This window comes from Streptomyces sp. NPDC059994 (assembly GCF_042737755.1).
In the GTDB taxonomy this organism is placed as follows: domain Bacteria; phylum Actinomycetota; class Actinomycetes; order Streptomycetales; family Streptomycetaceae; genus Streptomyces.
Genome location: NZ_JBHWUR010000032.1, coordinates 15,649 through 42,261, shown reverse-complemented (window position 1 = coordinate 42,261; position 26,613 = coordinate 15,649). Strand labels below are relative to the sequence as shown.

General features: G+C 71.5%; 22 protein-coding genes. 5 read left to right on the top strand and 17 right to left on the bottom strand.

Annotated features, from left to right (window positions below; genetic code table 11):
- Window positions 1-57: 57 nt before the first annotated feature.
- The 4 genes from ACFWA7_RS18190 to ACFWA7_RS18175 all read right to left on the bottom strand — a co-directional run bounded on the left by ACFWA7_RS18190 (window position 58) and on the right by ACFWA7_RS18175 (window position 6,027).
- The gene (locus tag ACFWA7_RS18190; protein ID WP_385823841.1) at window positions 58-2,505 is read right to left on the bottom strand and encodes a [protein-PII] uridylyltransferase; all 2,448 of its coding nucleotides are present in this window, start codon (window positions 2,503-2,505) and stop codon (window positions 58-60) included.
- A gap of 36 nt (window positions 2,506-2,541) precedes the next feature.
- Complete coding sequence (locus ACFWA7_RS18185) at window positions 2,542-2,880, bottom strand: P-II family nitrogen regulator (RefSeq protein WP_101390346.1); 339 nt, start codon at window positions 2,878-2,880, stop codon at window positions 2,542-2,544.
- Window positions 2,877-4,220, bottom strand: coding sequence for an ammonium transporter (locus tag ACFWA7_RS18180; RefSeq protein ID WP_385542670.1), 1,344 nt, complete (start codon window positions 4,218-4,220; stop codon window positions 2,877-2,879). The genes ACFWA7_RS18185 and ACFWA7_RS18180 overlap by 4 nt, the downstream gene beginning before the upstream one ends.
- Before the next feature lie 331 nt (window positions 4,221-4,551).
- Window positions 4,552-6,027: a hypothetical protein gene (locus ACFWA7_RS18175; protein WP_385542667.1), complete on the bottom strand. Its 1,476-nt coding sequence runs from the start codon at window positions 6,025-6,027 to the stop codon at window positions 4,552-4,554.
- A gap of 429 nt (window positions 6,028-6,456) precedes the next feature.
- Here ACFWA7_RS18175 and ACFWA7_RS18170 point away from each other — a divergent pair, with 429 nt between their 5' ends.
- Entirely contained in the window at window positions 6,457-7,104 is a 648-nt protein-coding gene (locus tag ACFWA7_RS18170; RefSeq protein WP_385823839.1) for a bifunctional DNA primase/polymerase, read from the top strand.
- Window positions 7,105-7,192: 88 nt separating this feature from the next.
- Here ACFWA7_RS18170 and ftsY read toward each other — a convergent pair whose 3' ends face one another.
- The gene (ftsY, locus tag ACFWA7_RS18165) at window positions 7,193-8,407 is read right to left on the bottom strand and encodes a signal recognition particle-docking protein FtsY (protein WP_385542661.1); all 1,215 of its coding nucleotides are present in this window, start codon (window positions 8,405-8,407) and stop codon (window positions 7,193-7,195) included.
- 391 nt (window positions 8,408-8,798) lie between these two features.
- Here ftsY and ACFWA7_RS18160 point away from each other — a divergent pair, with 391 nt between their 5' ends.
- Window positions 8,799-10,250, top strand: a complete 1,452-nt coding sequence (locus ACFWA7_RS18160; RefSeq protein WP_385542658.1) for a cytosine permease — start codon at window positions 8,799-8,801, stop codon at window positions 10,248-10,250.
- 59 nt (window positions 10,251-10,309) lie between these two features.
- Entirely contained in the window at window positions 10,310-11,338 is a 1,029-nt protein-coding gene (locus tag ACFWA7_RS18155) for an LLM class flavin-dependent oxidoreductase (RefSeq protein WP_385542655.1), read from the top strand.
- Window positions 11,339-11,379: 41 nt separating this feature from the next.
- Here ACFWA7_RS18155 and ACFWA7_RS18150 read toward each other — a convergent pair whose 3' ends face one another.
- The 4 genes from ACFWA7_RS18150 to ACFWA7_RS18135 form a co-directional block, all read right to left on the bottom strand.
- Window positions 11,380-12,798 (bottom strand): sugar porter family MFS transporter, encoded by a 1,419-nt coding sequence (locus ACFWA7_RS18150; RefSeq protein WP_385823837.1) that lies wholly within the window; start codon window positions 12,796-12,798, stop codon window positions 11,380-11,382.
- A gap of 197 nt (window positions 12,799-12,995) precedes the next feature.
- On the bottom strand, window positions 12,996-16,553 hold the full coding sequence (smc, locus tag ACFWA7_RS18145) for a chromosome segregation protein SMC (protein WP_385823835.1): 3,558 nt from the start codon (window positions 16,551-16,553) through the stop codon (window positions 12,996-12,998).
- A 272-nt stretch (window positions 16,554-16,825) separates the two neighbouring features.
- The gene (locus ACFWA7_RS18140) at window positions 16,826-17,044 is read right to left on the bottom strand and encodes a hypothetical protein (RefSeq protein WP_067164723.1); all 219 of its coding nucleotides are present in this window, start codon (window positions 17,042-17,044) and stop codon (window positions 16,826-16,828) included.
- Window positions 17,045-17,424: 380 nt separating this feature from the next.
- Window positions 17,425-17,706 (bottom strand): acylphosphatase, encoded by a 282-nt coding sequence (locus ACFWA7_RS18135; protein ID WP_385542646.1) that lies wholly within the window; start codon window positions 17,704-17,706, stop codon window positions 17,425-17,427.
- A gap of 166 nt (window positions 17,707-17,872) precedes the next feature.
- On the opposite strand from ACFWA7_RS18135, the gene ACFWA7_RS18130 reads away from it, so the two are divergent.
- Window positions 17,873-18,700, top strand: coding sequence for a CAP domain-containing protein (locus ACFWA7_RS18130; protein ID WP_385823833.1), 828 nt, complete (start codon window positions 17,873-17,875; stop codon window positions 18,698-18,700).
- 83 nt (window positions 18,701-18,783) lie between these two features.
- The gene (locus tag ACFWA7_RS18125) at window positions 18,784-19,182 is read left to right on the top strand and encodes a winged helix-turn-helix transcriptional regulator (RefSeq protein WP_385823831.1); all 399 of its coding nucleotides are present in this window, start codon (window positions 18,784-18,786) and stop codon (window positions 19,180-19,182) included.
- Here the strand turns inward: ACFWA7_RS18125 and mutM are convergent.
- The 8 genes from mutM to recG form a co-directional block, all read right to left on the bottom strand.
- Complete coding sequence (gene mutM / locus ACFWA7_RS18120; RefSeq protein WP_385542637.1) at window positions 19,155-20,039, bottom strand: bifunctional DNA-formamidopyrimidine glycosylase/DNA-(apurinic or apyrimidinic site) lyase; 885 nt, start codon at window positions 20,037-20,039, stop codon at window positions 19,155-19,157. The two genes, ACFWA7_RS18125 and mutM, sit on opposite strands and share 28 nt — an antisense overlap.
- Before the next feature lie 131 nt (window positions 20,040-20,170).
- Window positions 20,171-21,004 (bottom strand): ribonuclease III, encoded by an 834-nt coding sequence (gene rnc / locus ACFWA7_RS18115; RefSeq protein ID WP_385542634.1) that lies wholly within the window; start codon window positions 21,002-21,004, stop codon window positions 20,171-20,173.
- Window positions 21,005-21,023: 19 nt separating this feature from the next.
- The gene (gene rpmF, locus ACFWA7_RS18110; RefSeq protein ID WP_003965982.1) at window positions 21,024-21,197 is read right to left on the bottom strand and encodes a 50S ribosomal protein L32; all 174 of its coding nucleotides are present in this window, start codon (window positions 21,195-21,197) and stop codon (window positions 21,024-21,026) included.
- Window positions 21,198-21,199: 2 nt separating this feature from the next.
- Window positions 21,200-21,886, bottom strand: a complete 687-nt coding sequence (locus ACFWA7_RS18105; protein WP_385542631.1) for a YceD family protein — start codon at window positions 21,884-21,886, stop codon at window positions 21,200-21,202.
- Between the two features lie 121 nt (window positions 21,887-22,007).
- The gene (locus tag ACFWA7_RS18100; RefSeq protein WP_385823829.1) at window positions 22,008-23,081 is read right to left on the bottom strand and encodes a DivIVA domain-containing protein; all 1,074 of its coding nucleotides are present in this window, start codon (window positions 23,079-23,081) and stop codon (window positions 22,008-22,010) included.
- 96 nt (window positions 23,082-23,177) lie between these two features.
- Window positions 23,178-23,660: a pantetheine-phosphate adenylyltransferase gene (coaD, locus tag ACFWA7_RS18095; protein WP_385823863.1), complete on the bottom strand. Its 483-nt coding sequence runs from the start codon at window positions 23,658-23,660 to the stop codon at window positions 23,178-23,180.
- A 20-nt stretch (window positions 23,661-23,680) separates the two neighbouring features.
- The gene (gene rsmD, locus ACFWA7_RS18090) at window positions 23,681-24,265 is read right to left on the bottom strand and encodes a 16S rRNA (guanine(966)-N(2))-methyltransferase RsmD (RefSeq protein WP_385542626.1); all 585 of its coding nucleotides are present in this window, start codon (window positions 24,263-24,265) and stop codon (window positions 23,681-23,683) included.
- 91 nt (window positions 24,266-24,356) lie between these two features.
- Window positions 24,357-26,564, bottom strand: coding sequence for an ATP-dependent DNA helicase RecG (recG, locus tag ACFWA7_RS18085; RefSeq protein ID WP_385823827.1), 2,208 nt, complete (start codon window positions 26,562-26,564; stop codon window positions 24,357-24,359).
- Window positions 26,565-26,613 lie beyond the last annotated feature (49 nt).

Sequence of the window (26,613 nt, the reverse complement as noted above, 5' to 3'; positions counted from 1 at the left end):
GCCGCATCCACCCCCACCCGCCCTCGGAGAGTTAAGGGAACGGGCGGGGTGGGGGAATCAACCGCCCCCAGAGCCCAGCGCCCGCTCCACCCCCCGCGCAACCCCCACCGCCACCTCCGCCCCCAGCGGCTCCCCCTCCCCGTCCGTCACATAGAACGCGTCCACCGCGTTCCCCCCCAGCGTCGAGACGTGCGCGCTGCGCACCCGTACCCCCGCCCGGTCCAGTTCGCGGCCGATGCGGTGCAGGAGGCCGGGGGCGTCCTGGGCGCGGACCTCGATCACCGTGGCCAGGCGGGACGCCGCCGGGGCGACCGTGACGCGGGGTGGGGGCGCGGCCGGTCCCCGGCGGCGGGCCGCCTCGCGTTCGGCCAGGCGGGAGGGGAGGTCCAGGGAGCCGTCCAGGGCCCGGACCAGGTCGGCGCGGAGCCGGGCCGCCTGCGGGAGCGAGCCGTACTCCGCCGCCACCCGCCAGTCCAGCAGGAGGACCTCTCCGCCCACGGGGTCGGGCAGTTCGATCGCCCGCAGCTCCGCCGTCCGCACCGTGAGGCGGTGCATCGCCAGCACGCCCGCCACCGCCGGCAGCACCCCGGCCTGGTCCGGGACCGCGATCAGGAGTTCCACGCCGAGCGGTTCGCGGGCCCCCTCGTCCGCGGGCGCGTCCGTCTGGGCGCGCAGCGCGAGGACCGGGCCGCGCGTGCGGTGGGCCTCCATCGCGAGGCGCTCCTGCTCGGCCGTGGTGAGCGGCGGCTCCGGGTCCACCGGCTCCCCCGCCAGCACCGCCCCCGCCCGCTTCACCAGGTCCGCCACGAGCGAGCCCCGCCACGACGACCAGGCGGCCGGTCCGGTCGCCAGCGCGTCCGCCTCGGTGAGGGCGTGGAGCAGTTCGAGCGTGGAGACCGTACCGACCGCTTCGGCCACCGCCCGTACCGTCGCGGGGTCGTCCAGGTCGCGCCGGGTCGCCGTCTCGACGAGCAGCAGGTGGTGGCGTACGAGTACGGCGATCACGGCCACGTCGTCCTTGTCGAAGCCGATCCGGGTGGCCACGTCGCGCGCGATGACCTCGCCCGCCACGCTGTGGTCGCCGGGCCAGCCCTTGCCGATGTCGTGGAGCAGGGCCGCGACCAGGAGCAGGTCGGGGCGGCCGACGCGGCGGGTGAGCGAGGAGGCCCGTACGGCCGTCTCCACCAGATGGCGGTCGACGGTCCAGGTGTGCACGGCGTTGCGCTGCGGGCGGCAGCGCACCCGCTCCCAGTCGGGCAGCAGCCGGGTGATCAGGCCCTCGGCCTCCAGCGCCTCCCAGACGGGCACGGTGGACTCGCCCGCGCCCAGCAGCGTCACCAGCTCCTCGCGGGCCTCGGCGGGCCAGGGCACCGGCAGCGGCCGGACCGCGGCGGCGAGGCGGCGCACGGCGTGCAGCGAGACGGGCAGCCCGGAGCGGGCGGCGGCCGCGGCGGCCCGCAGCGGCAGCACCGGGTCGCGCTCGGGTTTCGCGGCGAGCGCGAGCACCACCTCGCCGTCCTGTTCGACCACCCCTTCGGCGAGCGGGGTCCGCTCGGGGGCCGCTGTCCGGCCGCCGAGCAGACCGCGCAGCCGGGGCCGCGCCGAGCGGGCCCGCAGGACCCGGCCGACCTCGCGCCAGGTGACGTCGCTGGCGTACGCGATGGTCCGCGCGGCCTCGTACACCTGGCGCAGCAGTACGTCCGCGTCCAGCACGCCCAGCGCGGCGGCGACGGCGTCCTGTTCCTGGAGGGCGAGGCGGTCGGTGGCCCGGCCGGTGGCCAGATGGAGCGCGTCGCGGACGTCCAGGAGCCGCCGCCGGGCCTCCCCCAGGCCCTCGCGGGGCGCGTCGGCGAGCCAGGACGCGGCGACCGCGCGCAGGGCGGTGGCGTCCCGCAGCCCGCCGCGCGCCTCCTTGAGGTCGGGTTCTAGCAGGAACTGCAACTCGCCCTGGCGTTCGGCCCGTTCGCGGCACAGCGCGTCGAGTTCGGGCAGCCGCTTGGGCGCGAGGTTGCGCCAGTCGGCGAGGACGGCGGTGCGCAGAGAGGCCGTCAGGCTCTGCTCGCCCGCCAGATGGCGGGCGTCCAGGAGGCCGAGGTGCACCTTGAGGTCGGCGCCCGCGGTCCTGCGGGCCTCGGCGGGGGTGCGGACCGAGTGGTCGAGGGCCAGACCCAGGTCCCACACGGGGTACCAGAGGCTGTCGGCGAGCGCGGAGACGGCGCTCGCGTTCGCGCTGCCGTCGTGCACGAGGACCAGGTCGAGGTCGCTGCGGGGCGACAGTTCGCCGCGTCCGTAGCCGCCGACGGCCATCAGGGCGGCCCCGCGCACCCCGGCCGCCCGGGCTGCTCCGGTGAAGAGCTGGGCCAGCCAGTCGTCGGTGAGCCCGGCCAGGGCGGCACGGCGCGGCGGCCCGGACCGCGCCTCCTCCTGGAGAAGGCGCAGCCGGGCCGCCGCATAGCCGCCGGATCCGGAGTCCTCTGTCTCTGTGCTGACTTCCACACGCGTCACCGGCAGCTCCTGTCCGTACCGAATCGGGGGACCAAATCAGAGGGCGTCGGGGCCGCGTTCGCCGGTGCGGACCCGGACCGCCGTCTCCACCGGCACGCTCCACACCTTGCCGTCGCCGATCTTCCCGGTCCTGGCCGCCTTGACCACGACGTCGATCAGCTGCTCGGCGTCGTCGTCCTCGACCAGGACCTCGATGCGGATCTTGGGGACGAGGTCCACGGTGTACTCGGCGCCGCGGTAGACCTCGGTGTGGCCGCGCTGGCGCCCGTATCCGCTGGCCTCGGTGACCGTGAGGCCCTGGACCCCGAAGGCCTGAAGGGCCTCCTTGATCTCGTCCAGGCGGTGCGGCTTGACGACCGCGGTGATCAGCTTCATGCGTCCACCTTCTTGTTCTGCGCTGCCTTCTCGCTCGGGGCCGGGGCGGGCGTGCGGGTGGCGGTGCCGCCGCCCGCGCCGCTGAAGTCGTACGCCGTCTCGGCGTGCTCGACCTGGTCGATGCCCGAGACCTCGTCGTCCTCGGGAACCCGCATCCCGATCGTCTTGTCGAGCAGGAAGGCGAGGACGGCGGAGGCCACCAGCGAGTAGCCGAGGACCGCGCCGACGCCGATGGCCTGCTTGCCGAGCTGGTCGAGGCCGCCGCCGTAGAAGAGGCCCTTGGCGTCGGACTGTACGCCGCCGGTGGCGAAGAGGCCGACGAGGAGCGAGCCGGCGATGCCGCCGACCATGTGGACGCCGACGACGTCGAGGGAGTCGTCGAAGCCGAAGCGGTACTTGAGGCCGACGGCCATGGCGCAGAGCACACCCGCGATGGCGCCGACGGCGATCGCGCCGAGGGGGCTGACGCAGCCGCCGGACGGGGTGATGGCGACGAGGCCCGCGACCGCGCCGGAGGCGGCGCCGAGGGTGGTGAAGGAGCCGTGGCGCAGTTTCTCGTAGCCGAGCCAGGCGAGCATGGCGGCGGCGGTGGCGACCTGGGTGTTGACGAACATCACCGCGCCGACGCCGTCGTCGTTGCCGAGCCAGGAGCCGGCGTTGAAGCCGAACCAGCCGAACCACAGCAGCCCGGCGCCGAGCATGACCAGCGGCAGGCTGTGCGGCCGCATCGGGTCCTTCTTGAAGCCGACGCGCTTGCCGATGACGAGGATGACGCCGAGGGCGGCCGCTCCGGCGTTGATGTGGACGGCGGTGCCGCCCGCGAAGTCGATGACGCCCTTCTTGAAGAGCCAGCCGTCGGAGGCCCAGACCCAGTGCGCGACCGGGAAGTAGACGACGCTGACCCACAGGGTGATGAACAGCGCCCAGGCGCTGAACTTGACGCGGTCGGCGAGTGCGCCGCTTATCAGCGCCGGGGTGATGACCGCGAACATCAGCTGGAAGACGGCGAAGACGTAGATCGGGACGGTGTATCCGGGCCAGAGCTGGACGATGCCGATGCCGCTGAGCCCGAAGTAGTCCTTGGACCAGCCGATGAAGCCGTTGGACTCGCCGAAGCTGAGGCTGAAGCCGTAGAGCACCCACAGGATCGTGACGATCCCGAGGCTGATGAAGCTCATCATCAGCATGTTGAGCGTGCTCTTGACGCGGACCATGCCTCCGTAGAAGAAGGCAAGGCCGGGGGTCATGATCATTACCAGCGCTGAGCAGATCAGCATGAATCCGGTGTTGGCGCTGGACAGCTGCGGAGCGTCAGCTGCGAGCGTGATGCCTGGGGGCATCGGCGTCTCCTCGTCGTCGGTACGGCGGCCCGTGCGGGGCGAACGAGTGGCTGCGAAGGGGTGGGCCGTTATGCGCCATGAGGTTGGCGCAGCGCGGTTTCCGTCGATGCCACACGATGTTTCGCCACCGTGACGAAGAGGTCGGGCGTGTTACACCGGCATGAACTGCCGGATCACGGTCCTGGGCGCGGCTACCATCCGCGTACACGCGGACGGGGGACCGGCCGCGACGTCCCCCGGTTGACCTGGCGCGGGGGAGCCGAGTCGGGCTGTACGGGGCGGCCGTCGCGGCCGGTGTCCTGTATGCCGCCGTGGCGGCTCCCCAGGGTGTTCAGACGGCCTCGGCCGTCTCGGGCAGCTCCCGGCCCAGCAGATCGGTGAACCGGACGACCTCGGCCACGTCCCCGAAGTCCCGCACGGCGGTGTCGACGGTCTTGCGCAGCCGGGTGTTGACCCGCTCGGAGCGGACCGTCTTGGCGATCTTCAGGGCCTCTCCGGCCAGCACGGTCGACTGCTCGGGCTCGCGCTTGAGGAGGTGGACGGTGGCCATGCCGATCAGGTTCAGTGCGTACGACCGCTGGTGGACCTCGTCCTCGCCGAAGAGCGCGACCGCCTTCTCCATCACCGGTTCGGCGAGCGTGGCGTACGTGGGGCTGCGCCCGGCCACGTAGGCCAGGTCGCGGAACGAGTGCGCGTTCTCCCCGTTGAGCTCGGCCTCGGAGAAGAACTGGATCCAGTCGGGCTCCGGCTCGCCGTCGAGTCCGGCGTCACCGAAGGTGTCCTCGGACATTCTGACGGCCCGCTTGCACTTGCTGGGCTGGCCCATGTTCGCGTACGCGCGCGCCTCCATCGCATACAGCATCGCCTGGGTGCGGGGGGTGGCGCAGTCGCGGCTGCCGTACTGGGCGAGGTGGATGAGTTCCAGGGCGTCGTCGGGGCGGCCCAGGTGGATCATCTGGCGGCTCATCGAGGACAGGATGTAGGACCCGAGGGGCTTGTCGCCGCACTCCTTGGCGGCGTGCAGGGCGAGGACGAAGTACTTCTGGGCGGTGGGCTGCAGGCCCACGTCGTAGCTCATCCACCCGGCCAGTTCCGCGAGTTCGGCCGCGACCCGGAACAGGCGCCGGGCGGTGGCCTCGGGCTGCGGCTCCTGGAGGAGGTCGGTGACCTCGTGGAGCTGGCCGACGACGGCCTTGCGGCGCAGTCCGCCGCCGCACTGGGCGTCCCACTGGCGGAACATCTCGGTGGTGGTCTCCAGGAGGTCGAGCTCCGGTTTGGAGAGCCGGGAGGGGCGCCGGGCGTTGGCGGGCGTCTCCACGTTGATGGACTCGCCGGGCGGCGCGGGCACCAGCCAGCGCTGCATGGGCTCGATCAGGGCGGGCCCGGCCGACAGCATCAGTGAGGTGCCGAGGAAGCCGCGCCGGGCCAGCATCAGGTCGCTGCGCGAGTACTCGCTGAGCAGGGAGACCGTCTGGGGGCCCGCCCAGGGCAGGTCTACGCCGGAGACCGACGGGGACTGGTGTGCGGTGCGCAACCCGAGGTCCTCGACGGCCACGACGCTGCCGAACCGCTCGGAGAACAGCTCGGAGAGGATGCGCGGGATCGGCTCGCGCGGCATCTCGCCGTCGAGCCAGCGGCGCACCCGGGAGGTGTCCGTGCTGATGTGATGCGCGCCGAGCTGGCGCGCCCGCCGGTTGACCTGCCGCGCGAGCTCGCCCTTCGACCAGCCGCTCCGCACGAACCACGAACTCAGCTGTTCGTTGGGGCGCTTGCCGGCGCTCGTACCGCTAGCCCCACTGCCGCCCACTGGAACGCCCCCATTCAGCTGAAGCCATGTGCGCCTTCCCTGCCATGCGAACCCCTATCAGAATGCCGCGAGCCGGGGCCTGTTGTCCTCAGGACGCGGGCCTTCGGACGGTACAGCTCCTTGCCTTTGGCATACCCACGAGCACGTGGGTCTCAAGGGTCCATGTACTGAACGTAATCCTACGATCACTGCTCCCGCGAGGGCGATTCCAGAAACGCCACCATTCGCCACCCCTTCGAATGAACTCCCCTGGCGCTGTGCGCGATTCACTTGACACAGGTCGATCAGGAGTCGATGGAGCGGTGCACGCCGGGGCGCGCGGACCGGCTCGCACCACCTCCCCTTCCGCCGCGAGCCGCTGGGTGAACAGTGCGCAATCAGGGGACTCCGGATCGTAACCACCGTCGAGTCAGATCCGTTGGAGGGGGCATGGGGTTCACGATCGGTGGCAGCCGGGGGATCCGCGAAAGCCGACCCGGATCGCGGCGCCGCGGCCGCGCGACCGAGGTCACCGCGATGGCGGAGTACACGGGCCTGTGGGGCTGGGACGTCGCCCCGGGGGCCCGGGAGCTCTCGGGTCAGTGCTCGTGCGGCGAGGCGGGCTGCCCGGCGCCGGGAGCGCATCCGCTGGACTTCGCGCCGGAGGTGCCCGCGGGCGCGACCCTGGACGAGGTCGGCAAGGCGTGGGCGGAGTGCCCGGGGGCCGCGGTGCTGCTGCCGGTGGGCCGCACCTTCGACATCCTGGACGTGGCGGCGCCCGCGGGGCGGCGGGCACTGGTGCGCCTGGAGCGGATGGGGCTGCCGCTCGGCCCGGTCTCGACCACCCCGGCGGGCCGCACGCACTTCTTCGTCGCCCCGGGGGCCGCGGCCGAACTGCCACGCCTGCTCTACCGGATGGGCTGGGACGACGCCGACCTGGACCTGGTCTGCCCGGGTCCCGGGGCATATGTGCCCGCGCCCCCGTCGGCGGACGTCCACTGGCTGCGCCCGCCGTCCCTGGACACCGCGACCCGCCCGCCGGAGGCCCGGCTGCTGCTGGGCACGCTGGCGTACATCTGCCACCGGGCCCCGTTCTGACGCGTTCCCGCACACGGAAGTGCCCGCCCCCAACCGCACGAGGGGAGCGGGCACTTCGTCGTACGTACAGGCGTTACGTACGTAACGCCTAGTCGCCGATCAGCGCGTCCACGAACGCGCCCGGCTCGAACGGCGCCAGGTCGTCCGCGCCCTCGCCGAGGCCGATGAGCTTGACCGGGACGCCGAGCTCGCGCTGGACGGCGATGACGATGCCGCCCTTGGCGGTGCCGTCGAGCTTGGTGAGGACGATGCCGGTGATGTCGACGACCTCGGCGAAGACGCGGGCCTGGACCAGCCCGTTCTGCCCGGTGGTGGCGTCGAGGACCAGCAGGATCTCGTCGAGCGGGCCGTGCTTCTCCACGACGCGCTTGACCTTGCCGAGCTCGTCCATGAGCCCGGTCTTGGTGTGCAGCCGGCCCGCGGTGTCGATGAGGACGACGTCCGCGCCCTCCGCGATGCCCTCCTTGACCGCGTCGAAGGCGATCGACGCCGGGTCGCCGCCCTCGGGGCCGCGCACGGTGCGGGCGCCGACGCGCTCGCCCCAGGTCTGCAGCTGGTCGGCGGCGGCCGCGCGGAAGGTGTCCGCCGCTCCCAGGACGACCGACTTGCCGTCGGCGACGAGGACGCGCGCGAGCTTGCCGGTGGTGGTGGTCTTGCCGGTGCCGTTGACCCCGACGACCATGACGACGCCGGGGCTCTCCAGGCCGCCCTCGGTCTTCACCGTGCGGTCGAGGTCCGGGCCGAGCAGCGCCACGAGCTCCTCGCGCAGCAGGGTGCGCAGCTCGGCGGGGGTGCGGGTGCCGAGCACGCGGACGCGCTCGCGCAGCCGCTCGACCAGCTCCTGGGTCGGGGCGACTCCGACGTCCGCGGTGAGCAGGGTGTCCTCGATCTCCTCCCAGGTGTCCTCGTCGAGGTTGTCCCGGGAGAGCAGCGTGAGCAGCCCCTTGCCCAGCGAGTTCTGGGAGCGGGCGAGCCGGGCGCGCAGCCGCACGAGGCGGCCGGCCGTCGGCTCGGGCACCTCGATCTCGGGCGCGGCGGGCGCCTCGGGAAGCGCCTCCTCGACGACGACGGGGCTCGCCGGGGCCTCGGGGAGGGTGACCTCCTCGATGGTGCGGCGTTGCTCCTCGGCCGTCTCCGCGGCGTCTTCGCCGACGTGAGGCTCGGCAGGCGGGGCAGTGATGGTCGGCGTGGACGGCGGGGCCGTGGGGGGCAGCTGCTTCTTCTTGCGGCTGCTGACCACGAGCCCGCTGATCACGCCGACCGCGACCAGGGCGATGACTACGGCAAGGATGACGAATTCCATAACTCCCTCAGTATGCGTGACCGCTGCCACCGCGGTTCGTAGTACGGACAGGGGGTCACTTCCCTGCGGACCGGGCTGGTCCGCCGCTCGGCCCCGCGTGGGCGGGAAGCCCCTGAGGGGCGGAGTCACAACGTCCCCGGTAGCAGAGGGGGCGTCCGGCGCGCGAAGCCCGCATCCAGTGGGCGGCTCAGCCTGTCGGGCCGGCCGAGCCGCCCACTGCTTGGCTCCAACCGGTCCGCCCGGTCGTGTCTTCGCATGAAGATCAAAGGGAATTATGGGGCAATCGTCGTATTAAGTTACGATGGAGGGGGAGGCGTCAACGCGCGTAGAGTCCCCCGAGATGACCCCCACCGGCTCCCCGCAGAGCCGAGCGAGAGGCAACCGCACCCCCATGAGCACCACTTCCCAGTCCGAAGGCGCACTGGAAACCCGTGGCCTGGAGCCCGTCCCCGACAGCGAGCGCACCGCCAGAACGCGGGAGCTCTTCCCGACCTGGGTCGCCGCCAACATCAGCGTGCTGCTGCTCACGATGGGCGCCAGCCTCGTCGTGACGTACCAGCTGAACTTCTGGCAGGCGATCGTCGTCGGGACCGCCGCCCCGGTCGTCAGCTACGGCCTCGTGGGGCTCATCTCGATCGCCGGCAAGCGCGGTGGCGCACCCGGCATGGCGCTGTCGCGCGCGGTCTTCGGGCAGCGCGGCAACCTGCTGCCGGGCGCGCTGATCTGGGTCGCCCGCTGGGGCTGGGAGACGATCAACGCGGTCACCGGCGCCTACGCGATGCTGACCGTCCTGGACATCGTCCTCGGCGTGAAGAGCAACACCTTCCTGATCATCGTGACGCTGCTGGTCTTCGTGGTGACGACCTTCGCGATCTCGGGCCTCGGCATCAACGTCGTACAGAAGTGCAACAAGTACGCGACCTATCTGTTCGGCGCGTTCTCCGTGCTCGTGCTCGTCTATCTGGCCCTGAACACCGACTGGAGCGCGGTCTTCGACCGCCCGGCGGGCAAGGTCTCGCTGATGGTCGCGGGCACCGGCCTGATCGCCGCGGGCGGCGTCAGCTGGATCCCGTCCGCCCCGGACTTCACCCGCTATCTGCCGCGCACGGCCTCGCCCAAGGCCATGGTCGCCAGCTCCGTGGGCGGCGCGGGGATCGTTGTGCTGCCGATGGTCCTGATGGGCGCGGTCATGGCGGTCTCCACGCCGGACCTCGCCTCGGCCGCGGACCCGGTCTCCTTCCTCGGTGAGATCCTGCCGCTGTGGATCGCGGTGCCGTATCTGCTGATCGCCCTGGTCGGCATGGTGCTGATCAACTCGATGTCGATGTACTCGGCCGGTTTCACCGCGCAGACCCTCGGCTTCAAGATCCCGCGCCACTGGGCGGTCTCGGTCAACGCCGTGATCTCGCTGGCCTTCGGCGGCGTGCTGATGCTGGTCGCCAAGAGCTTCATGGGCTCCTTCATCGCCTTCCTCTCGCTGCTCGCCGTCGCCTTCTCGGCCTGGGTCGGCGTCTTCGGCGCGGACATGCTGCGGCGTACGGAGTACGACGCGAAGGCACTGCTCGACACCACCCCCACCAGCGCCTACTGGTACACGGGCGGCTTCTCCCCCGCCGCCGTCGCCGCCTGGGCGGTGGGCCTCGGCTCGGGGCTGCTCTTCACCACCTCGGACTGGTTCACCGGCCCGCTCGCCTCGAACAACCCGGTCGGCGAGTACGGCCTGGGCTGGGTGGCCACCATCGTGATCTCGGGCCTGCTGTACGTGGTGCTGCCGAAGCCCGCGGTGCCGGCCCCGGCAGAGGCGGACGAGGCGGCCGGGGAGCGCGCACCCCTGGCTGTCTGACGCCTCGTCAGCTACCGTCCCCCTCCACCGGATCCAGCCCGGCGGAGGGGGACTTTCCCATGCCGTTCACGGTCGTACGCATGAACATGGTGGCCCCGCACGAGCCGCCCGAGAGCCTGTCGGCCCGCTACCGCGCCGCGGTGGAGATGGCCGCGTACGCCGACGCGCACGGCGTCGACACCGTCCAGACCGAGGAGCACCACGGCACCGGCAACGGCTGGCTGCCCTCCCCGTTCGCCTTCGCGGGGGCGGTCTTCGGCGCCACGCAAGGAGATTCGGCGGCGCGCAGCGCCTCGTTGAGGGGTGGTGGTCGGGCGACGGGCGGGCGGATCGCGGTCACGGTGTCCGCGATCATCGGGCCGCTCTACGACCCGCTGCGGCTCGCCGAGGACATCGCCGTCCTGGACCTGCTCAGCGGCGGGCGCCTGGTGACGGTCGCGGGGATCGGCTACCGGCCCGAGGAGTACGAGCAGGCGGGCGTCGAGTGGGGCCGGCGCGGCAAGCTCCAGGACCTGCTCCTGGAGACGCTGCTCAAGGCGTGGACGGGCGAGCCGTTCACCTACGAGGGCCGCACGGTACGGGTCACTCCGCGCCCGTTCACGCAGCCGCACCCGATGCTGCTCGTCGGCGGCTCCTCGAAGGCGGCGGCCCGGCGGGCGGCCCGGCTCGGGCTGCCGTTCTTCCCGAGCGCGCATCTGCCGGACCTGGAGGCGTACTACCGCGAGCAGCTGGCCCTGCACGGCACCGAGGGCTGGACGATGATGCCCGCCGAGAAGACGCCCCTGCTGCACCTGAGCGAGGACCCGGACCGGGCATGGGCGCTGTACGGGCGGCACTTCCTGCACGAGGCGCGGATGTACGCGTCCTGGCAGTCCAAGGACATCCGCTCGGCCGTGCGGTCGACGGCGTCCACGGTGGAGGAGCTGCGCGCCGAGGGCGTCTACCGGATCGTGACGCCCGAGGAGTGCGCCGGGCTCGGCGCCGAGAGCCTGGTCCTGCACCCGCTGTGCGGCGGAATGCCGCTGGAGGAGGGGTGGCGCAGTCTGCGCCTGTTCACGGACGACGTACTGCCCCGGCTCCATGGGTGAGCCGGGGCAGTACGCGTTCGAGGAGAGAGGGGCAGCGGGGATTAGCCCATCTCCTCCAACGCCTTGCCCTTGGTCTCCTTCACGTACTTCAGTACGAAGGGGATCGAGAGGGCGGCGAAGATCGTGTAGATCACATAGGTCGCGGAGAGGTTCCAGTCGGCCAGCGACGGGAAGCTCGCGGTGATGGCCCAGTTGGCGATCCACTGCGCGGAGGCGGCGACGCCGAGGGCGGCGGCGCGGATCCGGTTCGGGAACATCTCGCCGAGGAAGACCCAGACCACCACGCCCCAGGACAGGGCGAAGAAGAGCACGAAGATGTGCGCGGCGACCAGGGCGATCCAGCCCTGGGTGGCGGGCAGCTTGCCGTCGACGAGGTCGTACGAGAAGGCCCAGGCCTCCAGGGCGAGGCCGACGGCCATGCCGACCGATCCGATGAGCGCCAGCGGCCTGCGGCCGATCCGGTCGACGAAGATCATCGCGATCACGGTGCCGATGATGTTGATGATCGACGTGGTGAACGAGTAGAAGAACGACTGCGTCGGGTCGACGCCGACCGACTGCCACAGCGTCGAGGAGTAGTAGAACGCGACGTTGATGCCGACGAACTGCTGGAAGACCGACAGGCCGATGCCGACCCAGACGATCGGCTTGAAGAAGAACGAGCCGCCCAGCAGGTCCTTGAAGGCCGACTTGTGCTCGCTCTTCATGGCGTGCTCGATCTCGGCGACGCGGGCGTCCAGGTCGATGTGCTCGCCCTCGACCTCCTTGAGCACCTCACGGGCGCGCGCGTCGCGGCCGGCCGAGATCAAAAAGCGCGGCGACTCGGGGATGGCGAAGGAGAGCAGGCCGTACAGGACGGCCGGGACGACCATCACGCCGAGCATGACCTGCCAGGCCTCCAGGCCCATCAGGTGTCCGCGCTGGTCGCCGCCCGCTGCGTTGAGGATGCCCCAGTTGACCAGCTGCGAGATCGCGATGCCGATGACGATGGCGGCCTGCTGGAAGGAGCCGAGCCGCCCGCGGTACGCGGCGGGGGCGACCTCGGCGATGTAGGCGGGGCCGATGACCGAGGCCATGCCGATGGCGAAGCCGCCGATGATGCGCCAGAAGGCCAGGTCCCACAGGGCGAAGGGGAGCGCGGAGCCGACGGCGCTGATGGTGAAGAGCACGGAGGCGATCTGCATACAGCGGATGCGGCCGATGCGGTCGGCGATCCGGCCCGCGGTGGCGGCGCCGATCGCGCAGCCGATCAGGGCGATCGCGATGACCTGGGCGAGCGCCGCTGAGCCGATGTCGTAACGGCCCCTGATGGCCTCGACGGCGCCGTTGATCACGGCGCTGTCGTAGCCGAAGAGGAAGCCGCCCATCGCGGCCGCCGCCGCGATGAAGATGACATGGCCGAGGTGGTCGGGGTGCGCCGTGCGGGCTCCCGAGGCCTGTGGCTGCGTAGTGCTGGTCACGTGAACTCCTGGGGCCGCCCGGCAGCGTCGCCGGGCGTTGGGGGCACTTCAAGTGGTGCACAACTTCAGGTCACCCACCACTTGAAGGTAAAAGCAACGTTGCAGAGAATATGCCTTCAAGTTTCGAAGTCAATAGGGGCAGACCTGTGAGTTGAGCGACCCTGGCGTGTCGCGCTTGTTCAAGTATTGAAGATGGGTTAGCGGAGGCGCTGGCTGATGACCTTGGAGACGCCGTCACCCTGCATGGACACGCCGTACAGCGCGTCCGCGACCTCCATCGTCCGCTTCTGGTGCGTGATCACGATCAGCTGCGAGGACTCCTGGAGCTCCTGCATGATCCGGATGAGCCGCTGCAGATTGGTGTCGTCGAGCGCCGCCTCGACCTCGTCCATCACATAGAACGGGCTCGGCCGTGCCTTGAAGATCGACACCAGCAGCGCCACGGCCGTCAGCGACCGCTCACCGCCCGAGAGCAGCGAGAGCCGCTTCACCTTCTTGCCCGGCGGCCGCGCCTCCACGTCCACACCGGTGGCGAGCATGTTGGAGGGATCGGTCAGGATCAGCCGCCCCTCGCCGCCCGGGAAGAGCCGCGAGAAGACGCCCTCGAACTCCCTGGCCGTGTCCCGGTACGCCTCCGTGAAGACCTGCTCGACGCGCTCGTCCACCTCCTTCACCACCTGAAGAAGGTCGGCCCGGGTCTTCTTCAGGTCCTCCAGCTGCTCCGAGAGGAACTTGTGCCGCTCCTCCAGCGCCGCGAACTCCTCCAGCGCGAGCGGGTTGACCTTTCCCAACTGCTGGTACGCCCGTTCGGCTGACCTCAGTCGCTTTTCCTGATCCGCGCGGTCGAAACCCACGGGCCGGTTGCGCGGGTGGTCCGGGTCCTCGGGAAGCTCCTCCCCCTCGGCGGGCGGGGACGGCGGCACCGGCTGGTCGGGGCCGTACTCCGCGACCAGCCCGGCCGGCTCCACCCCCAGCTCCTCCAGCGCCTTCGTCTCCAACTGCTCGATCCGCATGCGCTTCTCGGCACCGAGCACCTCGCCGCGGTGCACCGAATCCGTCAGCTTGTCGAGCTCGCCCTTGAGGTCGCGGCCGGTGGCCCGGGCGGCCGCCAGGTCCTGCTCGCGCGCGGCCTTGGCGGCCTCGGCCTCGGCCCGCTCCCGCTCGGCCCGCACCACCGAGACCTCGACGTGGGCGAGCAGGGTCCGCGCGCCCGCCGCCACGGCCGCCGCCACCCGGGCCTCGTGGCGCAGCCTCTCGCGCCGCTCCTCGGCCCGGGCGCGGGCCTCACGCTCGGCGCGGGCGCCCCGGTCGAGCGCGTCGGCCCGCCCGGCCAGGCCCTTCACCCGCTCCTCGTGCGTACGCAGCTGGAGTCGGGCCTCCATCTCGGTCTGGCGGGCGTTGGCCCCGTCGGCGGCGAGCCGGTCCCGTACGGAGGTGTCCGGCTCGTCCTGCACCGGCATCTCCTCGGCCACCAGGAGCCGCTCGGTCAGCTCCTCGGCCTCCTCAAGGGCCTTCTCCAGGGCCTCCTGGGCGCGGGCCGCGGCCGCCGCCGTGCGCTCGGCCTCGCCGGCGGCGCCGCGCGCCTGCCCGACGAGCCGCCCGAGCTGCTGGGCGACGGACGACTTCTCCCGGTCGGCGGCCCGGCGCCGCTCCCCCAGCTCCTCGACGCGCCCGGCGCACTGGGCCCGCCGCTCCCCCGCCGTCCGCTGGACCTCGGCGAGCTCCTCGCAGCGCACCGCGAGCTCGGCGAGTTCGGCGGCGGCCTCGTCGACCGACGCCTGCACCTCCAGCAGGCTGGGCGCCCCGGCGGATCCTCCGTGCGCGAAGTACGCCCCGAGCAGATCGCCCTCGGCGGTGACGGCGGTCAGGCCCGGCTGCGCGTAGACCAGGTCCTCGGCGTCCTCCAGGGTGCCCACGACCACGACCCCGCGCAGCAACTTCCGTACGGCGGGCAGCAGTTCCTCCGGGCCGCGCACCAGGTCCGCCGCGTACGGCGGCCCGCCCGGCCGTACGGGATCGGGCTCCTTGGGTCCCGGCAGCCCGCCCACCAGGAGCGCGGCCCGCCCGGCGTCCTGCTTGCGCAGCAGACGGATCGCCTCGGCGGCGGTGGCGGGTCCCGACACCGCGAGCGCGTCGGCGGCGGCGCCCAGGGCCGCGGCCACCGCCACCTCGTGGCCGGGCGCGACGGTGAGCAGCGCGGCGGCGGGGCCGAGCAGCCCGGCGAGCGAGTCCTGGGCGGCGAGCAGCGCGCCCGTGCCGTCCTTGCGGCGCAGGCCCAGGGCGAGCGCGTCGTGGCGGGCGGCCACCGCGGCACGTTTCCTCTCGGCGGCCGTGACCGCCTCCCGGGCGGCGCCCAGGGCCGCCTCGGCCTCGGCGAGCTCGCGCTTGGCGCGCTCGTGCGCCTCGCCGAGCTCGTGGTCGTCCGCGTCCAGGCCGTCGACCTCGGCCTTCAGCTGTTCGTACTCCTCCTGGGCCAGCGCCGCGCGCTCGGCCGCCTCGTCGCGCGCCGCCGCGAGCCGGTCGATCTCCGCCTGCGCCGAACCCGCCCTGCTCCGCGCCGCGTTGACCTGTCCGTGCAGCCGCGCCAGGCCCTCGCGCCGGTCCGCGATGGCTCGGGCCACATCCTTCAAACGACGCTCTTCCAGCGCGAGTTCCCGCTCCAGCTCGGCGCGGTGGGACGCGGTGTCCTCCAGGGCGCGCTCGGCCGCCTCGCGGGCCGCCTCCAGCTCCGCCTCCTGCTCCCGGATCCGGGCGGCCTCACGCTCCATGTCCTCCGGGTCGCGCCCGTGCCGCTCCTCCGGCGGCTGGGCGGTGGCGCTCTTCACGCGCGCGTCCGCGAGTGAGACGGTGCCCCGCACCCGCTCGGCCAGCTGCGACAGCTCGTACCAGGTCTGCTGGGCGCTCTGGAGACGGGGCGTGAGCCTGCGGACCTCGTCCTCCAGCTCCGCCTCGCGCGCGAGGGCGGCCTTCAGCTCGGCCTCGGCGCTGTCCTTGCGCTGCTTGAGCGCCGCCTCGTCCTCGATCTCGGCCCGCAGCGCCCGGCGCATCCGCACCAGGTCGTCGGCGAGCAGACGCAGCCGGGCGTCGCGCAGATCGGCCTGGATGACGGCGGCCCGGCGGGCGACGGCCGCCTGCCGGCCCAGCGGCTTGAGCTGGCGCCGCAGCTCGTCGGTGAGGTCCTGCACGCGCGCGAGGTTGGCCTGCATCGCGTCCAGCTTGCGCAGCGCCTTCTCCTTGCGCTTGCGGTGCTTGAGGACGCCGGCCGCCTCCTCGATGAAGGCCCGGCGGCCCATCGGGTCGGCGTGCAGCACCGAGTCGAGCTGGCCCTGCCCGACGATCACATGCATCTCGCGCCCGATGCCGGAGTCGGAGAGCAGCTCCTGGATGTCGAGCAGACGGCAGGTGTCGCCGTTGATCTGGTACTCGCTGCTGCCGCCCCGGAACATGATCCGGGTGATGGTGACCTCGGCGTAGTCGATGGGCAGGGCGCCGTCGGAGTTGTCGATGGTGAGGGAGACCTCGGCGCGGCCCAGCGGCGGGCGGCCGGTCGTCCCGGCGAAGATGACGTCCTCCATCTTGCCGCCGCGCAGCGACTTGGCGCCCTGCTCGCCCATGACCCAGGACAGCGCGTCCACCACATTGGACTTGCCGGAGCCATTGGGGCCCACCACACAGGTGATGCCGGGCTCGAACTTCAGTGTCGTCGCGGAAGCAAATGATTTGAACCCGCGCAGGGTGAGGGCCTTGAGGTGCACGCCGTCGGACTTTACTCTCCGCGCCCCGTGCCGCCCCGGGAAGGCGCACCCCGGCGGTTTCACCTCTGGCCACGCAGGGCACATCGGATGAGAAAGACCGCACGGAGCGGAGGGGCGGTGCGGGCGAGCGGCAAAGACCGGCGGCGAAGACCGGCGGCAAAGACCGGCGGCGAAGACGGTCCGGGCAAGAAAGAAGGGACGCCGAGGCGTCCCTTGCATATCTATCTCTGGAGAGTGGATCTCACCTACGGGCCTTCAGGTGCGGCCCCGGATCAGGTGAGCGCAGGCTCCGCCTGGGGTACGTCGATGTCGATGCCTTCGAGCAGCGAGTCTCCGCGATGCGAAGCAACGGCAGCGGACAGCGCGTCCTTCTCGGACTGGATCCGTACGAGCTCGGACTCTAGGTCCTGGACACGCTGCTGGAGCCGTCGCATCTCGGCGAGGAGTCGCGGGTCGGAACCGCCGACGTAACCGAGAAGCGCCTTTGCCATGATGGATGGTCCTCCACAATGAGTGACCGACCGAAGCGGTTGGGTCGTGAGGGAATCGCACCCGCGGTGCTTGGACTTGACTGTGTTCTTCATGCCAAACAGCTAAGGTGCGCGGGGCTTCCAGCGTCTCACCAAAAAGTTTGACGGTCAACACGATCACGCCCCGTATCGGCGGGCAGTCCGGGGGCCGTCCGGCCGGGACGCACCCGGCGAGGCCTCTCCTCGGAGCCCTGGGGGCGTGGAGATCATCCTTCTAGCGGCAGCCTTGCACGCCGGAGGGCGATTGGCAACAACGAAGTCGTACGAGGTCAGGGGCCCCGGACCCGGACCGACCGACTGGTACGCGGCCCCCGGGCAGCGATGCGGGCGGCCGGGCCGTCCTAGCGGATCGCGAAACTGTCGTAGCCGCCGCGGGGCGTGGCCCAGATCTCGGTGACTCCGTCGACCCTGCCGGGTGTGTCGCCGTCCCTCAGCCACTCCAGCAGACGGTGGCATTTATCACGCGGCCCCTCGGCCACGACCTGCACCCTCCCGTCGTCGAGGTTCAGCGCGAACCCGACGAGGCCGCCGATCTCCAAAGCGTTTGCCCTGGTGAACCAGCGGAAGCCCACTCCCTGTACTCGGCCGCGTACCCAGGCGGTGAGCCGTGCATCTTCGTTCATGGGTGCACGCTAACCGGCCAATACCTCACGGAGCACTTCGCCCTCTTGCGTCATGGCGTACAGTCCCGACGCAATGAGCCTCACCCGTTCGGACTAGCATCCGTCGCCCCGTACGGGGCCTGGGGCCCAGGGACCACAGCACCGAAGCAATGAGGGAGACCCTCTGATGGGACGCCATCGTCGCTCCGCCGCGCCCGCCGGGAAGCGGCCCGTGCGCACCGGGCTGCTCGGCGCGTCCGCCGCCGTGGCGGTGGGCGCAGTAGCCATAGCCTCCGGCCTGCTGCCGGGCGGCTCGTCCTTCGAGCTCAACGGCGGGCCCACGGGCGAGCGCGTCCAGGCCGACGGCACCCCCTCCTCCGATCTGCGTCAGCAGGGCGGCGAGGCCGTGAAGCCGACCAGCGCGGCCCCCTCGGCACCGGTCACCTCGCCGAGCACCCACGCACCGCTCACCTCTCCCTCGGCCACGCCCTCCCGGAAGCCGTCGCCGGCCGCGCCGACTCCGACGCGGGAGAAGACGTCCGCCCCGGTGGCCGCGCCGAAGACGGCCAAGCCGTCCGCGCGGCCGTCCAAGGCGAAGGTCATTCCGGAGCAGCGGCAGATCAAGGCGCCCAGCGCCGAGCAGGCGGCCGCTGCCACCATCGTCTCGCTGGTCAACCAGCAGCGCGCACAGGCCGGCTGCAGCCCGGTGAAGGCCGATGCCTCGCTGGCGGCGCTGGCCACCGCGTTCAGTGACGACATGGCGGCGCGCGGCTTCTTCGACCACACCGACCCGGACGGCAAGAGCCCCTGGGACCGGGCCGCGAAGGCGGGCGTCGGCAATCTGGGCGGCGAGAACATCGCCCGCGGCCAGGCGGACGCCAAGGCGGTCATGGAGTCCTGGATGAACAGCCCGGGCCACCGGGCGAACATCCTGAACTGCGACTACAAGACGCTCGGCGTCGGCGTGCACTTCGCCGAGGGCGGCCCGTGGTGGACGCAGGACTTCGGCTTCTGAGCCGCCGGACCCCGCCGCACACACAGCTCACCCGACACAGCGCTAACTTCTGGTTAGCGCTGTGTCGTCGTATGGTGAGAGGTATGGAAGAGACCGCCACCGCCGACCCCGCGGACCTGCCGTTCGACGTCTTCTCCAAGGCGTGCCCCTCCCGCGGCACCCTTGAGCACGTCACCGGCCGCTGGGGCAGCCTCACCCTGGGCGCGCTCCACGAGGGAAGCTTCCGCTTCAACGAGCTGCGGCGGCGGGTCGACGGCGTGAGCGAGAAGATGCTCTCCCAGACGCTGCACGCGCTGGAGCGCGACGGGCTCGTCCACCGCGAGGCCCAGCCGACCAACCCGCCACGCGTCGACTACACCCTGACCCCTCTGGGGTACGAGGTCGCCGGACGGCTCCTCGGGCTGATCCACCTGATGGAGGACCGGATGCCGTCGGTCCTCGAAGCCCGCGAGCGCTACGACACGGTGCGCGGCGCGCGCTGACAGCGCGGGCAGAAGTAACTGGACCGGTTCATCCAGGGGCGCCGGCGCATCGGAGTGCCGCACCGGCGGCAGGGCTCGCCCTCGCGCCCGTACGCGTCGAGTGAGCGGTCGAAGTACCCCGACTCGCCGTTCACATTGACGTAGAGGCTGTCGAAGCTGGTGCCGCCGACGGCGAGCGCCGCGTTCATCACGTCCCGTACGTGGCCGAGGAGTTCGGCGCACTTGGGGCGCGTGAGGGTCGAAGTGGGGCGCTCGTAGTGCAACTTGGCACGCCACAGCGCCTCGTCCGCGTAGATGTTGCCGACCCCGCTGATGAGCGACTGGTCGAGCAGAGCGCGCTTGACGGTCGTGCGCCGCAGCCGCAGCGCGGTGAAGAAGGCGTCGTCGTCGAAGAGTTCGTCGAGCGGGTCGCGCGCGATGTGGGCGATCACATCGGGCAGCCCGTCCGGGGTGTTGTCGTGGAGCGAGAGGCCGCCGAAGGTCCGCTGGTCCACGAAGCGCAGCTCGGTGCCCCCCGCCGCGGAAGCGGCTGATGTCACAGCGTCCTGGAAGCGCAGCCGGATCCGCAGGTGCTTCTCGTCGGGCGCGCTCTCGGGCTGCACCAGGAGCTGCCCGCTCATCCCGAGGTGCCCGAGCACCGACTGACCGGTGTCCGCCAGGGGCAGCCACAGATACTTTCCGCGCCGCCGGGCCACCCCGATGCGGTGCCCCTTGAGCCGGGCCGCGAAGTCCGCCGCGCCGGCCGGGTGGCGGCGCACGGCCCGGGGGTGCAGCACGTCCACGTGGTCCACGGTGCGCCCGGCCACCCAGCGCTCCAGACCCCGCCGCACGACTTCGACCTCGGGCAGTTCGGGCACGGGTTCCTCCGGAGGGGCGGGTGGACGCGGGGCTGACCGCAGCGTATCCCCGGCGGTGGGCGGCCCCCGGCCCGGGTACGGAAAAACCCCTGCCCGTACGGAATCCGTACGGGCAGGGGTTCAGGAAACGGTCAGGCTGCCGGGTCGGCGGCGGGGGTCGGCGTCCCGCCCTCCGGCTCGGCGACGGCGGCCTCGGCCTCCGCCTTGGCCTTCGCGAGCCGCTCGTCGGCGGACGCGCTGATCGCGCGCCACGCCGATTCCGCGGCCTGCTGCTCCGCTTCCTTCTTGCTGCGGCCGGTGCCGGTGCCGTACGAGACACCACCGACGCGGGCGGCAGCAGTAAAGGTCTTCTCGTGGTCGGGACCCGTCTCGGAGACCAGGTACTCCGGAACGCCGAGGCCTTCGGCCGCGGTGAGCTCCTGGAGACTGGTCTTCCAGTCCAGGCCGGCCCCGAGGTTCGAGGACTTCTCGATCAGGGGGTCGAAGAGCCGGTGGACGAGCTCGGAAGCCGCCCCAAGACCCTGGTCCAGATAGACCGCGCCGATCACCGCTTCAAGGGTGTCGGCGAGGATGGAAGCCTTGTCCCGGCCGCCCGTGCCCTCTTCGCCCCGGCCTAGCCGGATGAAGGAGCCGAGGTCGAGCCCACGGCCCACCTGCGCCAGCGCACGAGAGTTGACCACCGCGGCCCGGAGCTTGGCCAACTGGCCTTCCGGGAGATCGGGGTGGGTGCGGTACAGCGTGTCGGTGACGACAAGACCGAGCACCGAGTCCCCGAGGAACTCGAGCCGTTCGTTGGTCGGCAGACCGCCGTTCTCGTACGCGAACGAACGATGGGTCAGTGCACGCACCAGAAGGGCGGACTCAAGGTGATACCCGAGCCGCCCTTCCAGAAGCGTGTGGGACGAGGCCGAGTTGTTGTCGCTACTGCCCGCCTTCTTGGCGCCGGCATTCGACAGATCAGACATCGGGCCTCTCACCAGCCGCTCAGACCTCGAGGACCTGGCGCTTGTTGTAGGTGCCGCAGCTCGGGCACGCGATGTGCTGGAGCTTCGGCTCCTGGCAACGCTCACACGAAACCAGGGTGGGGACCGCAGCCTTCCACTGCGACCGGCGGTGGCGCGTGTTGCTGCGCGACATCTTCCGCTTCGGAACAGCCACGGCTACTTCTCCTGCTTCTCGGCGGCGCGCTGCACGTCAGAGGCAGTGCCGCTCATGTTGTCCTTCTCGCCGTCCTGGATGGTCCCGGCGAGTCCTTGCAGTGCCGCCCAACGGATGTCGACGGCATCGTGGTGGTGGTCGGGGTCGTCCTCAAGCCTGAATCCACAGGTGGAACACAGGCCGAGGCAGGTCTCCCGGCACACCGGCTGCATCGGCAGTGCGAGCACCACCGCATCACGCAGCACTGGCTCAAGGTCGAAAAGTCCGTCCTCAAGCGGGATGGTGTCCTCGTCCTCGGCGTCGTCGGCCGGCTCCGCCTGCTTGCTGCGGCTCCGGTCGTCGGCGTCAGGGTACGAGAACAACTCCTGGAAGTCCGCATCGAGCGCGAGCTCAAGCGGCTCCAGACACCTTACGCACTCGCCCTCGGCCGATGCACGGGAGGTGCCTGTGACAAGCACCCCTTCCATGACCGACTCCAGGCGGAGCTCGATCTCCACCGGCGCGCCCTGGGGCACTCCGATGACGCCGTCGATCCCGAGATCGGCGGGCGCCTCGACCGTGCGGGAGATCCGCTGGAGGGCACCGGGACGCCGCCCCAGCTCGTGTGTGTCGAACACGAGAGGGTTGCGGTGGTCGAGGTGCGTACTCAGGGTTCTTCCTGCTTTCGGATCGTGGAGGGTGGCCGCCATGCGTCGCCGTGGGTGCGGCGACGCGCGGGCAGCGTTGATCGCGGACGTACGCGCGACCGAAGAGCCAGGATACTGGACGGGCCGCGATTGACCCAATCCGGGCTCCGCGAGGCCGTCCGCGCTAGCGCCCCTGCTCGTACTGACGCAGCTGTTCCAGGTCGATCATGCTCGTGTCGAAGAGGCTGGTCTCGTCCAGGGCGCCCTGCGGCGGGTGCGCGGGCTGCGGGACGGCCTGCTGTTGCTGGTGTCCGTACGCCTGCGGGTCGTAGCCGTACGGATCCTGCTGCTGCGGCTGCTGCTGCTGCTGGTCGTAGCCGTACTGGGCGTACTGCTGCTGGGGCTGCTGCTGGTAGGCGTACGGGTCCTGCTGGGGCTGGGCCTGGGCCTGCCCGTAGCCGTACGGGTCGTAGACCTGCGCCGGGACCTGGGCCTGCTGGGGCTGGGCGGCGGCCTGCGGCTGGGGGTCCGTGAGGTCGGCCAGGCCCGCGAGGTAGTCCGCGTCGCTGGTGTGGCCCCCGAAGGCCCCCGCGGCGTCCTGGGCGGCCATGTGCGCGCCCAGCTCGTCGCTGGCGATCCGGCCGTGCAGGGTCTCGCGGCCGCGGCCGACCGCTTCGAGGGTCTTGGCGAGGACGGCCTCGAAGGCGCCGAGTTTGGTGTCGATGTACTCGTCGGCACGCCGGATCAGGGTCTGCGGGTCGGGGCTGTACTCGGGGGCGTCCGCGTCGGCCTGCCCCTGCTCGTCCAGACCGGGGCCGCGGCCGAGCAGCTTCTCGCGGCCGCGGTCGACCGAGCCGATGGTCTTGGTGAGGACGACCTCGAAGTTGGCCAGCTTGGAGTCGACGTAGTCGTCGGCCTCGGCGCGGATCTCGTCGGCCTCGCGCTTGGCGTCGGCGAGGATGCGGTCGGCCTCGTCCTGCGACTGCCGGGCGACCGCCGTGTCGGAGATCAGCGTGCCCCGCTGGGCGTGCGCGGACTCGATGATCCGCTCGGCCTCCTGGCGGGCCTGCTCGACCATCTGCTCGCGGCCGCCGATCAGCTCCTGGGCCTGGGCGAGGGAGCCGGGCAGGGCCTGGCGCACCTCTTCCAGGAGCGCGAGCAGCTCGGCGCGGTTGACCACGCACGAGGCCGACATGGGCATGGAGCGGGCGCCGGAGACCACACCGACGATCTCGTCCAGCTTCTTCTGCACGTCCACCGTGTGCTCGCCACTCTCTACGACTGGTTGGGAGACGGACGGGACGACTGTAAGGCCAGTCGGGTCCCGCACGACACCAGCTGACGGGCTGTCAGCTCAGCGCCGCTCGGCGATCCGCGCGACCAGTGCCTCATGGACGGGGGGAGGCAGCAGGTGGGAGACGTCTCCGCCCCAGGCCGCGACCTCCTTGACCAGCGAGGACGACAGGAAGCTGTACGTCGGGTTGGTGGGCACGAACAGGGTCTCGACGCCCGAGAGCCCGTTGTTCATCTGCGCCATCTGGAGCTCGTAGTCGAAGTCGCTGACCGCGCGCAGGCCCTTCACGATGGCGGGGATGTCGCGCTGCTTGCAGAAGTCGACCAGCAGGCCGTGGAAGGACTCGACCTCCACGTTGCCGAAGTCGGCGGTCACCTCACGGATCATCCCGATCCGCTCCTCGATGGTGAACAGGCCCTTCTTCGACTGGTTGATCATCACCGCGACGTGCACCACGTCGTACAGCTTGGAGGCGCGGGCGATGATGTCGAGATGTCCATTGGTGATGGGGTCGAACGACCCCGGACAGACGGCTCGGCGCAACTGAAGTCCCTCGCTCCCGGTCATGGTGCGTCTTCGCACGTAGAGGCGGCGCGACCGTACCAAAGCGTGCCCTCGCCGTAACGACGGGCCCGCAGTGGCTCGAACCCCTGCGGCCAGCCGAATTCTCCGCCTCTGGTGCTGCGCTCCACGGTGACCAGGCACTCGTCGGCGAGCCAGCCCTGAGTGCGGAGTGTGAGGAGGATCTCGCGAAGATCGTCATCGGTCACGGCGTACGGCGGGTCGAGAAACACCACGTCAAAGGGGGTTTCGGGGGCCGGGCCCGCAACGATCTGCTCCGCTTTTCCGTTACGTACCTCCGCGCCCGGAAGGCCCAGTACGCGCACGTTGTCGCGGACGGTCTTCACGGCCCGGGCGTCGGCCTCGACGAGCAGCGCGTGCGAGGCGCCCCGGGAGAGCGCCTCCAGGCCGACCGCGCCCGACCCGGCGTACAGATCCGCGACCCGGATCCCCTCCAGCGTGCCGAGCAGGGCCTCCCAGGTGGAGAAGAGGCCCTCGCGCGCGCGGTCGGAGGTGGGGCGGGTGCCGTTGCCCGGCGGTACGGCCAGGCGGCGTCCGCCGGCCCGGCCGGCGATCACGCGGGTCATCTGAGTCCTTGTCGGTGTACGTACGTCACTGGTGTCCCCCAGTTTCTCAGAACCCGGCGCGGATGCCGCGCCCCGGCCGGGCCGCTTCCCGTCAGCCCTTGTCGAGGTACTGCTCGCGGTCCTTGTCGAGCAGGGCGTCCAGCGCCGTCCGCAGTGCGGGCAGCCGTTCCAGATCCGGGTCCTGGCCCACCACCGCCACCGCCTCCTCGCGAGCCGCCGCGATCACCTCCTCGTCCTCGATGACCGCGAGCATCCGCAGCGACGAGCGCACACCCGACTGGGCCTGGCCCAGCACATCGCCCTCGCGGCGCTGCTCCAGGTCGATCCGGGAGAGCTCGAAGCCGTCCAGGGTCGCGGCCACCGCGTTGAGCCGGGCCCGGGCGGCGCTCGCCTCCGGCATCTCGGTGACCAGCAGGCACAGGCCCGGGGCCGAGCCACGGCCGACGCGGCCGCGCAGCTGGTGCAGCTGCGAGACGCCGAACCGGTCCGCGTCCATGATCACCATCGCGGTGGCGTTCGGCACGTTCACCCCGACCTCGATGACCGTGGTCGCGACCAGCGCGTCCACGTCGCCGGCCGCGAACCGGCGCATCACGTCGTCCTTGTCGTCGGGCTGCATCCGGCCGTGCAGCACCTCGACGCGCAGCCCCTGGAGCGGGCCCTTCCGCAGCTGCTCGGCGGTGTCGAGGACGGCGAGCGGCGGGCGCTTCTCCGCCTCGTCCTCGGCGGACTTCTTCTTGGCCGCCTTCTTCTGGTCCGCCTCGTCCGCTGAGTCACCGATGCGCGGACACACCACGTACGCCTGATGTCCCTTGGTGACCTCCTCGCGGACCCGCTCCCAGGCGCGCGCCAGGAAGTGCGGCTTGTCCTGGGCGGGGACGACATGGCTGGCGATGGGTGAACGCCCCGCCGGGAGCTGGTCCAGGACCGAGGTCTCCAGATCACCGAAGACGGTCATCGCGACCGTGCGCGGAATCGGCGTCGCCGTCATCACCAGGAGGTGCGGCGGCTGCTTGCCCTTGCCGCGCAGGGCGTCGCGCTGCTCGACACCGAAGCGGTGCTGCTCGTCCACCACGACCAGGCCCAGATCGTGGAACTGCACCTTGTCCTCGATCAGCGCGTGCGTGCCGATCACGACCCCCGCCTCGCCGGTGACCAGGTCGAGCAGCGCCCGGCGGCGGGCGGCCGTGCCCATCGAGCCGGTGAGCAGCACGACCTTGGTGCCGAGGTCGGACCCGCCCAGCATCCCGCCCTCGGCCAGCTCGCCCATCATCTCGGTGATGGACCGGTGGTGCTGCTGGGCCAGGACCTCGGTCGGGGCGAGCATGGCGGCCTGGCCGCCGCTGTCGACCACGGCGAGCATGGCGCGCAGCGCCACCATGGTCTTCCCCGACCCCACCTCGCCCTGGAGCAGCCGGTGCATCGGGTGTTCGGTGGCCAGGTCGTCGAAGATCTCCTTGGAGACCTTGCGCTGGCCGTCGGTGAGGGTGAAGGGCAGTTTGGCGTCGAAGGCGTCGAGCAGGCCGTCGGGGGCGGGCCTGCGCGCCACGGCGGGCAGTTGCGTGTCCGCGAACCGCCGCCGGGCCAGTGCCACCTGGAGGACGAACGCCTCGTCCCACTTCAGCCGCTGGCGGGCCTGCTCCACGTCGTCCTTGCTGTGCGGGCGGTGGACCTTGAGCAGCGCCTCGGGCAGCGGGACGAAGCCACGGCCCTCCCGCAGGGAGGGGGGCAGCGGGTCTGCGGCCTCCTGGGCACTGGGCAGCACCGCGTCGACCGCCTTGGCGATCTTCCAGGACTCCAGGCCCTTGCAGGCGGGGTAGATCGGGATGAGCGCGCCCGCCCAGGAGTCCACCACGTCGGCGGAGTCGTCGCCCTCGGCGCTCAGCTTCGCGTACGTGGGGTGGGCGAGCTGGAGGCGGCGGTTGAACAACGACACCTTGCCCGCGAACATCGCGCGGCTGCCGGGCAGCAGCTCCTTGTGCGGCTTGTGGATGCCGCGGCCGAAGAAGACCAGCTGGAGGCGGCCGCTGCCGTCGGTGATGGTGATCTCCAGGCGCTGGCCGCGGCCGCCGTTGAACGTGTGCACGCGCGCGTCGGCCACCTGGGCGACGACCGTGACGTCCTCGTCGAGGGGCAGCTCGGCCAGCTTCGTCAGCTGGCCGCGCTCCTCGTACCGCCGCGGGTAGTGGTGGAGGAGGTCGCCGACCGTGTGCAGGTCGAGCTGCTCGGCCATCACCTTCGCGGTGGGTCCGCCGAGCAGCTTCTTGAGGGGTTCATCGAGCGCAGGCACGCGATCCATTGCACACCACGCCACTGACATCCCGCAGGATCCCCCGGCCCCCTGTGGA

Coding starts and splice junctions, on each gene's coding strand:
- ACFWA7_RS18140 (WP_067164723.1), bottom strand. CDS start 17,044: ATGGCAAAGGCGCTTCTCGGTTACGTCGGCGGTTCCGACCCGCGACTC.
- ACFWA7_RS18170 (WP_385823839.1), top strand. CDS start 6,457: ATGGGGTTCACGATCGGTGGCAGCCGGGGGATCCGCGAAAGCCGACCC.
- ACFWA7_RS18105 (WP_385542631.1), bottom strand. CDS start 21,886: ATGGCGGCCACCCTCCACGATCCGAAAGCAGGAAGAACCCTGAGTACG.
- ACFWA7_RS18130 (WP_385823833.1), top strand. CDS start 17,873: ATGGGACGCCATCGTCGCTCCGCCGCGCCCGCCGGGAAGCGGCCCGTG.
- ftsY (WP_385542661.1), bottom strand. CDS start 8,407: ATGGAATTCGTCATCCTTGCCGTAGTCATCGCCCTGGTCGCGGTCGGC.
- ACFWA7_RS18185 (WP_101390346.1), bottom strand. CDS start 2,880: ATGAAGCTGATCACCGCGGTCGTCAAGCCGCACCGCCTGGACGAGATC.
- ACFWA7_RS18135 (WP_385542646.1), bottom strand. CDS start 17,706: ATGAACGAAGATGCACGGCTCACCGCCTGGGTACGCGGCCGAGTACAG.
- recG (WP_385823827.1), bottom strand. CDS start 26,564: ATGGATCGCGTGCCTGCGCTCGATGAACCCCTCAAGAAGCTGCTCGGC.
- ACFWA7_RS18180 (WP_385542670.1), bottom strand. CDS start 4,220: ATGCCCCCAGGCATCACGCTCGCAGCTGACGCTCCGCAGCTGTCCAGC.
- rsmD (WP_385542626.1), bottom strand. CDS start 24,265: ATGACCCGCGTGATCGCCGGCCGGGCCGGCGGACGCCGCCTGGCCGTA.
- ACFWA7_RS18155 (WP_385542655.1), top strand. CDS start 10,310: ATGCCGTTCACGGTCGTACGCATGAACATGGTGGCCCCGCACGAGCCG.
- ACFWA7_RS18160 (WP_385542658.1), top strand. CDS start 8,799: ATGAGCACCACTTCCCAGTCCGAAGGCGCACTGGAAACCCGTGGCCTG.
- rnc (WP_385542634.1), bottom strand. CDS start 21,004: ATGTCTGATCTGTCGAATGCCGGCGCCAAGAAGGCGGGCAGTAGCGAC.
- ACFWA7_RS18125 (WP_385823831.1), top strand. CDS start 18,784: ATGGAAGAGACCGCCACCGCCGACCCCGCGGACCTGCCGTTCGACGTC.